10 protein-coding genes and 2 pseudogenes are annotated in these 12,678 nt (G+C 68.8%); 2 read left to right on the plus strand and 10 right to left on the minus strand.

What is annotated here, in order from left to right; all coding sequences use genetic code 11:
- Positions 1-44: 44 nt before the first annotated feature.
- The 6 genes from MSPGM_RS00535 to MSPGM_RS00560 form a co-directional block, all read right to left on the minus strand.
- A complete protein-coding gene (locus tag MSPGM_RS00535; RefSeq protein ID WP_261926084.1) occupies positions 45-1,712 on the minus strand; it encodes an arylsulfatase in 1,668 nt (555 codons plus the stop codon).
- Entirely contained in the window at positions 1,709-2,680 is a 972-nt protein-coding gene (locus MSPGM_RS00540) for a formylglycine-generating enzyme family protein (RefSeq protein ID WP_261926085.1), read from the minus strand. The genes MSPGM_RS00535 and MSPGM_RS00540 overlap by 4 nt, the downstream gene beginning before the upstream one ends.
- Positions 2,681-2,770: 90 nt before the next feature.
- Positions 2,771-3,505, minus strand: a complete 735-nt coding sequence (gene aqpZ / locus MSPGM_RS00545) for an aquaporin Z (RefSeq protein WP_261926086.1) — start codon at positions 3,503-3,505, stop codon at positions 2,771-2,773.
- 15 nt (positions 3,506-3,520) lie between these two features.
- Positions 3,521-3,712, minus strand: coding sequence for a hypothetical protein (locus tag MSPGM_RS00550; protein WP_261926087.1), 192 nt, complete (start codon positions 3,710-3,712; stop codon positions 3,521-3,523).
- A 504-nt stretch (positions 3,713-4,216) separates the two neighbouring features.
- Complete coding sequence (locus MSPGM_RS00555) at positions 4,217-4,858, minus strand: response regulator transcription factor (RefSeq protein ID WP_261926088.1); 642 nt, start codon at positions 4,856-4,858, stop codon at positions 4,217-4,219.
- Positions 4,859-5,014: 156 nt separating this feature from the next.
- Positions 5,015-6,040 carry a transporter gene (locus tag MSPGM_RS00560; RefSeq protein ID WP_261926089.1) on the minus strand — a complete coding sequence of 342 codons (1,026 nt, stop codon included), beginning with the start codon at positions 6,038-6,040 and terminating at the stop codon, positions 5,015-5,017.
- A 333-nt stretch (positions 6,041-6,373) separates the two neighbouring features.
- Here MSPGM_RS00560 and MSPGM_RS00565 point away from each other — a divergent pair, with 333 nt between their 5' ends.
- Complete coding sequence (locus MSPGM_RS00565) at positions 6,374-8,410, plus strand: histidine kinase (RefSeq protein WP_261926090.1); 2,037 nt, start codon at positions 6,374-6,376, stop codon at positions 8,408-8,410.
- A gap of 15 nt (positions 8,411-8,425) precedes the next feature.
- On the opposite strand, the gene MSPGM_RS00570 is transcribed toward MSPGM_RS00565, so the two are convergent.
- From MSPGM_RS00570 to MSPGM_RS00580, 3 genes and pseudogenes are all read right to left on the minus strand, one after another.
- Positions 8,426-8,788, minus strand: a complete 363-nt coding sequence (locus MSPGM_RS00570) for a GCG_CRPN prefix-to-repeats domain-containing protein (RefSeq protein WP_261926091.1) — start codon at positions 8,786-8,788, stop codon at positions 8,426-8,428.
- A gap of 118 nt (positions 8,789-8,906) precedes the next feature.
- Positions 8,907-9,215 carry a hypothetical protein gene (locus tag MSPGM_RS00575; RefSeq protein WP_261926092.1) on the minus strand — a complete coding sequence of 103 codons (309 nt, stop codon included), beginning with the start codon at positions 9,213-9,215 and terminating at the stop codon, positions 8,907-8,909.
- 1,060 nt (positions 9,216-10,275) lie between these two features.
- A pseudogene (locus MSPGM_RS00580) lies at positions 10,276-10,737 on the minus strand (IS5 family transposase); the annotation flags it as partial.
- Between the two features lie 63 nt (positions 10,738-10,800).
- Between MSPGM_RS00580 and MSPGM_RS00585 the strand changes: the two are divergent.
- Entirely contained in the window at positions 10,801-11,829 is a 1,029-nt protein-coding gene (locus MSPGM_RS00585) for an IS110 family transposase (protein ID WP_261926093.1), read from the plus strand.
- Between the two features lie 208 nt (positions 11,830-12,037).
- On the opposite strand, the pseudogene MSPGM_RS00590 reads toward MSPGM_RS00585, so the two are convergent.
- Positions 12,038-12,397, minus strand: a pseudogene (locus MSPGM_RS00590) (transposase); the annotation flags it as partial.
- Positions 12,398-12,678 lie beyond the last annotated feature (281 nt).

A 12,678-nucleotide genomic window follows, 5' to 3' on the forward strand; every position in this document is an offset into this window, starting at 1 on the left:
CTCCCAAGACACGGGCGGGCCGGCGGCGTGGCCCGCGCTCACGGTCACTGGTTCCGTGTTTCGAACGAGCGCTCCATCTTCTCCACGATCTGATCGATGCTGAAGCTCGCCGGCCTCTGGCTCGGCGGGTACTCCTTGAAGGTCGCCAGAAATTTCGCCGCGGCCTGCGGAGCCGAGAGGAACACGCCTGCGGCATCGGACATGAACCAGTCGTAGTACGTGTTCGACGTGATGTCGGCACGCTCGTATGGGTCGGACCGCATGTTGAAGACCTTCGGGACGCGGAGTTTCGTGAACGGCTCCGCCCAGATCCGCATCGTGCCCGGGGCGCGCTGCTCCTCGAAGACGATCTTCCAGTTCCCGTAACGCATGGCGACGAGGTCGCCGTCATCGTCGAAGTAGATGAACTCGTTGCGCGCGCTGCCCGGTTGCTGACCGGTGAGGTGCGGCAGTTGATTGTAGCCATCCAAGTGGACCTTGAAGGTCTTCGTGCCTGCCTGGTGGCCCTTGAGCAGCTTGTCCTTGATGTCGGGGTCACCGGCGGCCGCCATCAGGGTCGGCACCCAGTCGAGCCCGCTCATCATCTCGTTCGATACCGTGCCGGCCTGGATGCGTCCCGGCCAGCGGATCACGCACGGCACCCGGAAGGCGCCTTCCCAATTGGTGTTCTTCTCGCTTCGGAACGGCGTCGTCCCGGCGTCCGGCCAGGAATTCTGGTGGGGGCCGTTGTCGGTGGTGTAGAGCACGATGGTGTCGTTGCCGATCCCGAGGTCGTCCACGGCCTTGAGGATCTGGCCGACCGTCGCGTCGTGCTCGATCATGCCGTCGGCGTACTCTGTCCGTGAGTTCAGGCCGGGCTTGTCGCGGTGCTCGGCGCGGACGTGCGTGCGGAAGTGCATGCGCGTGGAGTTGAACCAGCAGAAGAACGGCTTGTTGGCCCGCACCTGCCGCTGCATGAAGTCGACGGCGGCGGCCGACGTCTCCTCGTCGATAGTCTCCATGCGCTTCTTCGTGAGCGGCCCGGTATCCTCGATCCGGCCATCGGCGGAGGCCTTGAGGACGCCGCGCGGACCGAACTTCTTCCGGAAAGCGGGGTCCTGCGGGTAAAAGTGGTTCTCCGGGTCTTCCTCGGCGTTGAGGTGGTAGAGGTTGCCGAAGAACTCGTCGAAGCCGTGGTTCGTCGGCAGGTACTCGTCGCGGTCCCCGAGATGATTCTTGCCGAACTGGCCGGTGGCATAGCCCAGCGGCTTCAGGAGCTCGGCGAGCGTCGCGTCCCTGGCCTGAAGGCCGACGGCGGCACCCGGCATGCCCACCTTCGACAGGCCGGTGCGAAGGGTGCACTGCCCGGTGATGAAGGTCGACCGCCCCGCCGTGCAGCTCTGCTCGGCGTAGTAGTCGGTGAACATCATGCCTTCCTTGGCGATCCGGTCGATGTTGGGCGTGCGGTAGCCCATCAACCCGAACGAGTAGGCGCTGATGTTGGTCTGCCCGATGTCGTCGCCGAAGATGACGAGGATGTTCGGCGGCCGGCCCGCCGCGCCCGACCGCGCCGGCGGGGCTGGTTGGGGTTGGGGCTGCTGCGCGCGAGCGCCGGGGGCCGCGCCCAGGCCGGCCGCGACCAGCGCCGTGCCCCGCAGCAGCATGGCCCTGCGGTTCACGCCCGTGGGCTGCCCGTCTCCGGCGGCATCCTGGGACGGCACGATGTCGGTCATGATCCACTCCTTAAGACGCAGCGGAAGCCGATGTGGCTGGTGGAGGTGTCGACCGGGTGCGGGTGGCGCGCGGCTGGACGGTAGCGCCGGCAGTAGTTCGGAGCGCACAGGTGCGAGCCGCCCTTGACCACCCGGCGGGGAATGCGGATCGCGGGCTGGCTGGGGTTGTAGCTGCCGTTCTCCCCGCCACCGCGGGGGTTCTGCGGAATGCAGCAGGCCTTCGGCGCGTCGGCGGGGTGGCGCGGGGAGAAGAAGTCCGCGGTCCATTCCCACACGTTGCCGGTCATGTCGTGCAGCCCGTAGCCGTTCGGCGGGAAGGCGTTGACCGGCGAGGTGCGCTCGTAACCGTCCTCGGCGAGGTTCTGGTGCGGGAAGTTGCCTTGCCAGGTGTTGGCCATGTGCCGGCCGCCGGGCGTGAGCTCGTCACCCCAGGCGAACTCGGCTCCGTCGAGCCCGCCGCGCGCGGCGTACTCCCACTCGGCCTCGGTCGGCATATTCTTCCCGGCCCAGGCCGCGTAGGCTTCCGCGTCGGCGTAGGCGACGTGCACCACCGGGTGGTCGTCCAGCCCTGCGATGGAGGAGCCGGGCCCGAGGGGTCGCCGCCAGCTGGTCCCGAACTTGAACCGCCACCAGGCGCCGAAGTCCCGATGGTCGACGGCGCCCTTGGGGGCCTTGAACACCAGCGACCCGGCCTGGAGCATGTGCGGCAGCGCTCCGGGGTAGTCCGCCGCCTTTGGCCTGCGCTCCGCGAGGGTCACGTGACCCGTGGCCCGCACGAAGGCGCGGAACCGGGCGTTGGTGACCGGCGTGCGGTCGATCCAGAACCCGTCGACCCGGACCCGATGGACCGGCGCCTCCTCCGGGTAGTGCCGGTCGGAGCCCATGCGGAAGGTACCGCCCGGGACGAAGACCATGTCCCGCGCCGCGTCCGATGCGGCGGGTCGGTCGTGGACAGTAGCAACCGTCATCGCTCATCATCCGGGTGGGAGGGGCGTCCGGCGCCATCGTTCGGGACCGGGGGCGGGGCGCGCCCTTCGGTCTCAGGGCTACGCTCCGCCTCACTCCGCCGGGGCGGCGGGAGCGATGCCGGTGACCTGGGCTGACGGCTCCGCGCTGATCCAGTGGTAGAGTATGCCGCCGAGCGCCCCGCCGAGGATGGGCGCGACCCAGAACAGCCAGAGCTGCCCGATGGCCCACCCTCCGGCGAACAGGGCCGGTCCCGTGCTGCGCGCCGGGTTCACCGAGAGGTTCGTGACCGGGATGCCGACGAGGTGCACGAGCGTCAGGCAGAGCCCGATGGCCAGCGGCGCGAAGCCGACCGGCGCCTTGCCGTGCGTCGCGCCCATGATCACGAACAGGAACATCATGCTCAGCACCACCTCGGCCAAAAGGCATGACAGCAGGCTGTACTTGCCCGGCGAGTGCTCGCCGTAGCCGTTGGCGGCGAAGCCCTTCGCCAGGTCGAAGCCCGGGGCACCGCTCGCGATGGCGTAGAGCAGGGCCGCGGCGACGATGCCGCCGATAACCTGGGAGGCGACGTAGGGGCCGATGTCGCGTCTGGGGAAGCGTCCGCCCGCCGCGAGGCCGACCGTTACGGCCGGGTTGAGGTGGCAGCCCGAGATGTGGCCGATGGCGTAGGCCATGGTCACCACCGTGAGGCCGAAGGCGAGCGAGACGCCCACCAGGCCGATGCCGACCTCGGGGAAGGCCGCCGCGATGACGGCGCTGCCGCATCCCGCGAAGGTGAGCCAGAAGGTGCCGATGGCTTCGGCAGAGCACTTGCGGATTTCCATGGAAACCTCCTGCGTTCAAGCCGGGCAGCGGTCCCAGAAGCCCTTCGTCCGAGAAGAGTCGGTGTAGTACCAGCAGTAGCCGGGGGCCGGCGGCGAACCCGCCCAAGCCGCGGCCGTCGCGGCGCCGACGAAGCCCAGGGCGGCCCCCGCCGCGAGGGCCCCGCCCGCGGGCCACCAGGCGCCGTAGGGCCGGTAGGCACCGTTCACGAACACGATCCGTCGCACGACGACGGCGTTGCGGCGGACGCCGCCGCCGTGCCAGCCGGGTCGGCCGTAGCCACCGGCGATGCCGCGGCGATACCCCCCATCCCGCGACCCGCGAACCCGCCGCGCGCGAAACCGCCCCTGGCGAAGCCGCCGCCCCGGAACCCGCCCCCGCGAAAACCGCCGCCACGAAAGTTGCGGCGCTGGGCGACGAGCTCGACTGCCGTATCCGACACCCCGACGAGGGGTGTCGGCGAGAAAGGCGCTGAAATGGCGGGTCCGATGCCGGTCGGTACGCAGTACGCGAAGGCCGCAAGGAACAGTGCTCGACAATGATGCCGCATGTCGCCTCCCACGAGTAGCTGCCGGATGCCCGCGCTCACCTGCCTTGTACGCCCGCCGGGCGCGTTTAACTTGGGTGAGACTAGTTGCTGCCGCGCTCCAAACCTATTGGGGCAAACCCCAGGTTGCGTTGGCGGAACGCCCGAGACGCCCCCGGAAAATACCCTAGGGTTCGACCAGCTTATTGCGGACGGCGTAGCGGACCAGGGCCGCCGTGCTGGTCAGCCCCAGCTTGTGCATGGCCGAGGCGCGGTGCGCCTCGACGGTCTTGAGCCTGATGGCGAGCGTTTCGCTGACCTGCTTGTTCGAGTGGCCCTCCGCGATGAGTTGCACGACTTCGCGCTCTCGGCAGGTCAGCGCGTCGAGCTGCGAGCTCTCGCCGGGATGGGCCAGGTAGTGGGCGAGCAGAGCCTCGTTCACTCGCCCCGTGAAGAAGGGCTGGTGGTGGGCCAGGGCGTCGACGGCGGCAAGGAGGTGTTGGTCGGCGTCTGACTTCAGCAGGTACCCGCGCGCGCCGGCCCCGAGCACGTCGCGCACCAAGGCATCGCTCTCGTGCATGGTGTAGACCAACACCTCGGTGCGTGGGCTGACTTCCCGGAGGCGCCGGGTCAGCTGCGACCCGTTCATAGCCGGCAGCGAGTAGTCGATGACCGCCACGTCTGGCTTGTGCCGCGCCGCGAGGTCGATAGCCTCGGGCCCGGTAGCCGCCTCGGCGGCGACCTCGAAGCCGTCGCGCCCCTCCAGAATGGCACGGACGCCGCGCCGGATGGCGATGTGGTCGTCCACGATCAGGATGGTCACCGTCACGAGTATCGACCTCCCGCGTAGTTCCCGGGCATGCCAAACGCCCACCGCCCCGGGACGGGCGAGGGGATCGCGGATTGCGGTATCAAGCGCCCGATGCCTGCCCTCGGCAAGCCTCGGTGCCACCGCTACGGTTCCTCCACCGGTCGGGAGGCATGCTCAAGACTTCGTCGCCAGCGGCCTGGGTTCCGGGGCCGCCTTCGGAGGAGCGACCCACAGCGGGAAGGACACCTGGAAGAAGCCGATGGTACCCTGGAAGCGGTTCTCCACCTCGACCTCGCGCAGCACCTTGATCCGGGCGGTGACCGGGATCTTCCCGAACTCGCCGGTCACGCCGATGGTCCCGCCGACGGCCGTCGTGCGTCCCTTGAAGGGGCCGAGCCGGGCGCCGGGGCCGCTGTCGCCGGTGAGCTGCTGGTAGTGCGAGGCGATGACGCCGACCGACACCTCCTTTGACAGGTACTTCGAGGCCGAGACGTCGATGTGGAACTCGTCACCGGTGTTGTAGCGCGTGGACGGGTTCGTACCGTTGACCGTGAAGCCGGCTGCCGCGGAAAGTTCGTAACCGTGGACCGGGTCGAGGTAGGTCGCGGCGGCCGAGATGTCGCCGATGTAGCGGTTCAGCGCGACGTTCGAGAGCTGCCCGGGCTCGTAGGCGCCCGCCGGGATGCTGAGCACGCCCGCCAGCTTCCAATGCCAGTTGCCGGAGTGCCAGCCGAGCGTGGCCGATACGATGGGGTCGCCGGGATTGAAGTCCCGGTCGCTCACGCCGATGCCGACGGGTCGGCCGACCAACTGGTTCACGAGAGGACCGTTGACGAGCACGCCCGCGCGTACGGCCGGCTCACCGAACGGCATCACGAAAGCGAACGCCAGGTCGCCGCCGAGGACGTTGACCGGTGTGACCCACAGCGCCGTCACGAAGTCGGCGACGAGGTTCACCTTCGCGTCGGCGATGACGTTGCCGCCGATCTGGGTCTGACGGTTGCCGCCGATCTTGGCGCTGTAGAAGTAGGTCGTGCTGTCGAAGTAGAGGCCGGGCGGCGGGACGATGCCGCCAAGCGGCACCGCCTGACCCTCGACGTAGAAGCTGAGGCCTCCCTCGGCGGCCCGGGCATCGGGGACGGGAGCGAGCGCGGACGCGAGGGCGAGGCTTCCGACGATACGCCGCGCGAAGGACCCCATGCTCACCTCCCCCGGTGCTACTTAGTATTCAAGCCGTAACTTCCCTGTCTGGCGCGGGCTCTGGCAATCAGGGTAAACCCTCAAAACGGTGGATTGAAACCCTGGTGTGTTCGCGCTGCCGCGGTCAGTACGGCCGCACGTGGATAGTTCGCGGGTGCCGGCGTTTGCCGGTCTAGGCGGCGCGAGATCGCCCTCGCGCAGGAATCGTCGCAAAGACGACAAGGTTCGGTAACCAGCCGCTACACCATTCAACCCTAGGATTTCCGCACGCGCGCGACAGAAGCTGAAGGTGGGCCGGCGCGCCGGAGGATTGACCGACAGGGAGGCCTCGCCGTGGAACCGAGCCACGCCAAAGGTGGAAGGAACCTTGGTCCGGATGGACCGGCGAGCACTTTCAGCTGGCCCTCCGGGGCGTGGCTGAGGGCACGTCCGCCGACCCTTGCCCTGTTCCTGAGCATCTGGTCGGCGTTCGCGGCGATGCTTGCCGTTCCGACGGTGCTCTGGGCGATACAGTCCCGCGGCGCGGCCCTGACAAGGGTGGCGGAGGAGGTCGCCCATGTAGCCGCGTCCGGCGCGCGGTTCACCGAGAGCACCTTCGGCGTCGTCGACGTCGTGCTGAGAAGGCTCGCCGAGATCGCGGTGGAGAAGGACATCGACCGCGTCGCCGACGACAAGGTTTGCCCGTCCCTGGTGTGCTCAAATAACGAGCGGCTATCACCCTACCTCCTCCTCGCCTTCGCCCGTCCGAACGGGGACGTGCCGGTCCACCGCCCGAAACTGCAAGGGTTGAACGTGGCGGACCGGGATTACTTCCTCGCACAGCGCGAGCGGGACACCGGCTTGTTCGTGGGTGCATCCAGGCCCACCCCGTTCATGCAGGGCCTCGTCCTTCCGATGAGCCGGCGCCTGTCCTCGCCGGGCGGGGAATTCGGAGGCATCGTCGCGGCGGGCGTCAGCGTCGACCTGCTCCGAACCGTGTTCCGGGGATTGGGAGCCGGCAGGGCGGACGCCATCGGCTTGCTGGGCGCGAACGGTCGGCACTTGGCCGGCTGGACCGCGACCGCCCCGGAAGGCGACCCGGGCACATCGGTTGCCGGCGGATCGCCGTGCAGGCCGGGGGAGGATGGATCCTCGCCTGACGGGATCACGTCGACGGTACAGGTCGGCCTGGGGAACCTCTCGGTGACGGCCTGCAGGTCGACGTTCGGGGCGCTTGAACGGTGGCGGGAGGAAGTCTTCCGGGTCGCGGCGGCAGAGGTCCTGCTCTTGCTGCTTCCGGTGCTGGCGTTCCCGGCCGCGCGGCGCCGTCTCCGTCGCAGTCTCCGGCAGCGAACGGGTCTGAGCGGCCTCGTGGCCGGGTACTCCGACGTGCAGTTCATCATCGCGCTCAAGCCGAACGGACGGTTCGTGCTGGAGGCGCTCACGTTCAGCAATACCACGGAATGGGGCGTGACCTCCGCGCGCCTGGTCGGGCGCACGACCCAGGAACTCTTCCCTCCCGCCGAGGCCGAACTCGTCGAGGCCGACTATTGGGCGGTGCTCGCCACGGGAAAGACGCGCCGGTTCGAGCGCGAGATCCGGCTCGGGGAGAGGCGTTTTGTCTGGAGCACGGTCCTCGTCCCGCTACGCGATGCCGGCGGCGAGGGTTACATCTATGGCGCCGCCACCGACCTGGGTGACGACGGGGCACTGGGGGATGGCCTCCGTCGCTTTACCGAGGATGCCCTGCACCGGGAGGACAACGAGCGGCGGCGCATCGCGCGCGAGCTCCACGATACGACCGGACAGAACCTGATCGCAGCGGGATTCGAGCTCGGGGCGGCCGAGCGCGGCCTCGTCGACGCGCCGCCGCAGGTTCGTGCCGCCCTGACCCAGGCGCGGGCGCTCATCGACGCCAGCGTGACGGAACTGCGGACGCTCTCCTACGTGCTCTACCCGGCACTGCTCGATGAGGCAGGCCTGGGGACCGCCCTCCAGACCCTCGCGGAGGGGTTCAGCCGGCGAGCGGGGGTGCAGGTGACCGTGTCCGTCGCTGACGGCCTGGTGGGCCGCCGCTGGTCTCCCGAGGTCGAGCTCGCGCTCTATCGGGTTGCCCAGGAGGCTCTCACCAACGTGCAGCGCCATTCCGGGACCAAGGCGGCCCGGGTCCTGCTGCGGGACGGCGGGCCGGCGCTCCTGCAACTGATCGTCGAGGACGGAACCGCCGTCCTAGGTGGCGCACCGGGCGACGCGGCCATCGTCGAGGGGACAGGCATCCGGGGCATGCGGGACCGTCTCGCGGCCCTGGAGGGTACACTGACGGTCTCGCGCCAGGACGGCGGCATCCGGGTCGTCGCGACGGTTCCGGAGCGAACCGTCGCCGAGGTCTGAGGTACGGACCAGGGGTTACCGATGGAAGCGCCCGCCACGGTGGAAGCCGCGGCCGCCATGGAAACCCACGACCCGGCCGCCGCGGAACCCGCCCGCCCGGTATGCGCCGCCGCGATAGACGCGCCCACCGTACACGCGCCTGCCGTAGACCGCCCGGCCGCCGTAGACCACGCCGCCGCGGTAGTAGCCCGGGCCACCGTAGTAGCCGCCGTAATAGTTCGGCCGGCAGCCGCCGTAGGGGCCGCGATGGAAGCCGACGCCGCAGCCTCCCGCCGCCTCGGCGGGCGCGAAACCGACCACGCCTCGCTCGACCGAACCAAGGCCAAGCCAAGTCGCCAAGACGAGGCTACCAAGTGCCATCCGCTTCATGAGGTTCATGGCGGGCTCCCAGGGTGAGGTCGCGGCCACGTTATGCGCGGGCGTGCTCGCCTCCTATTGGGGAGAACCCGGAGCGAGGGCGGGATTAACCCCGATCCGCCTCACGGGCGCCGTCCCTTCAGCCTGCCTTGCGCGCGTAACGGCCCTCGTCCCGGGGTTCGAAGTAGCGCCCGTGTGCGACGCGCACGTCCATCTTCTGCTTGAGGGTGACCGGGGTGAGCGGCTCCCTGTACAGGGCCGCGCCGCGAACGGTCACGCACTTGAGCCCCGGCAGGATCTCCTCCGGCGTCATCGCCCCCTCCGCCGGCAGGATCTTCCAGACCTCGCGCATCACCCGGTCCCAGAACTCCTCGGACCGCACCCGCTCCAAGCGGTTCTCCGGCCGCTCGACCCGCTCGCGCAGCCAAGCCGCCTCGGCCTCCGCCACGTCGAGGCGTGCCAGCGCCTCATCCAGCAGCTCCTCCCCCGCTCCCGCCCGAACCTCCAGGTTCTCCCGATCGATCAGCAGGGTCGCCGCAGCCTCCGCCTGCGTGGCCTCCCATATCTCGGACGCCGCCTTCGCCAGGGTCCCATGCAGGCGCTCCGGCAGCCCTGCAGGCGGAGGCCGCGGCCAGTAGGCCCGCTCCGCCTTCCAGTCCCGGAGGCCCCACGTCCCGGAAGGAGCCCCCGCGCGCCGGTCCTGCCTTCAGCGCGGCGATCACGCTGCGCAGCGATAGTAGCTCGCCGAAGGCGAACGTTGACCTGCCCGCGTAATGGGCCACGACATGCTGATATCGTGACCGCCGCACATAGGTCTGCTGCTTTCTACTAAGCGGACGTCTCAGCCAGCAGGCCTGAAGGTCTGCAAGGGGTCAGGAGTTAGCATGCCGCTTGTTCTGCTGTGCGCGATCAGCGGACCTCCGACCAAAGACACTGGAATGGCCGCTTGGAGGCCAATAGCTGCCGTTGAGATGGTATGGATGGTCCGGCGGCTACCACGTCCTCCTGTTGTGGCCCATCAAACCAACGTCCGATGTTGGTCAGGACCCGCCATTTCGCTCTACGGCCCACACTCTGGGCCCGCAATTGGTCCGCGACCTTTAAGACCTCGACCCTTTCGACTATGACCCGCGCCCCGAAACACTCGGGTGATCATGGGGCCCAGGCGTGAAGAAGCGGTCACTTCCGAGCCGATGGGTTAATCGCCGTGTCGGGAAGGCCGCGCCCCACCAAGCCCAGCTACTGGCACGGCCCAAGGACCGACGGAGGGGTCGACACTTCAAGCCGGAAATAACTTCCGATCCGCCGCTGCCTGCATCACGCGGGGAATGTTGCACGGTTATCCACCGTACGCCCGTCGGACGCGAGGACGGAACCACTCAAGGCGCTCGGGTCCACTTGCAGGCGCTTTGCCCACGCCTCAAGTCCTGGGGGTCTGTAGTCGGGGTTGGCTCGCCAACGGTCGAACACCGACCCGTCGATGGTCTCGTTGATCCTAGGGCCTGTTGTCACTTGAGCCAATCGAGCGTTGCGGCGAGGCAGAGGACACCGGCGAAGCTGACGGCGGTCTTCTCGTAGCGTGTGGCGACGGCGCGCCACTCCTTGAGGCGCGCCCATAGCCGCTCGACGATGTTGCGGTTGTTGTAGACCCAATCCGGACAAGCGAGTTGCTCCTCGTTGCGCTTGGTCGGGATCGCGGGGCGTGCACCGGTGGTCCAGATGTGCTCGCGGAAGCCGTGGCTGGAATAGCCGCGGTCGCCCACGACCCACTTGGGCACGCCGGGCAACCGGTCGAGGAGCGGGATGGCGTAAGGCAGTTCGTGGGCCTGCCCCGGAGCGATGCGGAAGGTGACGGCGCGGCCTCTCCCGTCGGCGATCACGCAAGCCTTGGTGCCATAGCCGCCACGAGAGCGGCCAAGTGCTTCACGAGCATCTCGCTCGGCCGCAGATCCCCCCTTTATGGATGGCCCGCCCCTCACCGGACTGCGCTGCTAGGCTTGCAGGGTAGCCGAGATGAGGAAGGGAGCGGGACGATGACGATTGCGGTTCTTGGGATCGACCTGGGCAAGAACAGCTGCAGCCTCGTCGGGCTGGACGCGGCGGGGCGGGTCGTGCTGCGCCGACGCATGCGGCGCGAGGGGGTGATCGCCTTCGGCGCGAAGCTGCCGGGGTGTGTCGTTGCGATGGAGGCCTGCTGCGGCGCCCATCACATGGGCCGCGCCCTGGCCGAGCAAGGCCACACCGTCCGGCTGATGTCGCCGGAGTACGTGCGCCCCTACGTCAAGGCGCAGAAGAACGACGACCGCGACGCCGAGGCCATCGCCGAGGCGGCCACACGCCCGACGATGCGCTTCGTGGCACTCAAGTCCGAGGCGCAGCTCGACGTGCAGACCCTGCACCGGGTCCGCGACCAGCTCGTGGGCGAGCGCACGGCGCTGACCAACCAGATCCGTTCCGTCCTGCTGGAGCGTGGCCACGTCGTGGCGCAGGGGCGCGCCAAGCTCACCGCTTGCCTGGCCGCGTTGCTGGACACAGACGCGGGCGCGTCGCTCACACCGCGCATGCGCACCCTCATGGCCGAGGTGCGCGAACGCTGGCAGGAGCTCGACCAGCGCATCGCCGCGCTCGACGCCGAGTTCGCTGAGCAGGCCCGCATCAACGAGGACGCTCGTCGGCTGACCACGATCCCGGGCATCGGCGCACTTAACGCGACCGCGCTGGTGGCGGCCATCGGCGACGTGGCCAGCTTCGCCCGCGGGCGCGATCTAGCGGCTTGGCTTGGTCTCGTACCGCGGCAGGTGACGACCGGCGGGAAGCCTCGGCTCGTCGGCATCACCAAGCGCGGCAGCAAGTACCTGCGCAAGACGCTGGTCCAGGGTGCCCGCGCCGCGCTGCCCTCGCTGCGCCAGAGCGACACCCATCTCGGGCAGTGGCTGCGCGGGCTGCTGGCGCGGTCGCACGTCAACACGGCGGTGGTCGCCCTGGCGGCCAAGATGGCGCGCATCGTCTGGGCGCTGCTGCGCCACGGGCGGGTCTACGAGCCGGCGGCCGTGGCCGCCTGATCCGAGTTCGGCCGGCGCGGACGCGCCGGCCTTTCGATGTCTGCGGGCGGTGAGAGGAAGATGGCCTGACAGTCGACCGGTGTTTTGGAAGCCTCTCCGCAAAAATGGCGCTCGACGCCGACCCCTTTATGAGGCCCAGGACGCGCGGATCTCCATCTTGGCCAACGGCGCTGCCGGAAGGCCGGATACGTTTATGCAGACTGCACAGACCAGCGGATCCGAGCCACTTGCGGACGGGGCGGGCCATACGTTTTGCGGCACCTGCCGCTTTCTGGTGCGCCCGCACGTTGCTGCCGTCGAGGAAGACCATGCCCAGCGCGACGCCGCGCTCCTGCACGCGATCGAGCAGCCGCTCCCACACCCCGGCGCGTGCCCAGCGGATGAAGATCTGTGCCGCCTGCCACCAGGGCCCCAACTCCTCGGGGATGGCGCGCCACTTCGCCCCGTTCTGATGTCGCCAGAGGATCGCAGAGATCGTCCGCCGAAGCTCCTTGGGCGGTGTCTTGGCCTTCGGGCGGCAGGCCTCGATCAACGGCTCCAACTCACCCCACTGCGCGTCTGACAGCATCACGTCTCCTCACTTGAAAACGAGAAAACGCGAGCACCGACAATCCGTTCAGGCGACGACAGGCCCTAGCACTCGTTCGTTGAGCGGCTCGTCTCCCGACAGCATGTCGCAAGGCAATCGTCGCGTGGGTCGCACGGCGGCCGGCACTTCATGGACGGACGCGTCCTTACCGGTACACCCGCACTGTGACCGTATAGCCCAGGTAACGTTTTCGCCGCTGAATGCCCAGATTGTTTGCGGGTGCCGACCCAAATGTTATGAACCATGAAATGATGCGATCC

Source organism: Methylorubrum sp. GM97 (assembly GCF_024347855.1).
GTDB lineage: Bacteria > Pseudomonadota > Alphaproteobacteria > Rhizobiales > Beijerinckiaceae > Methylobacterium > Methylobacterium extorquens.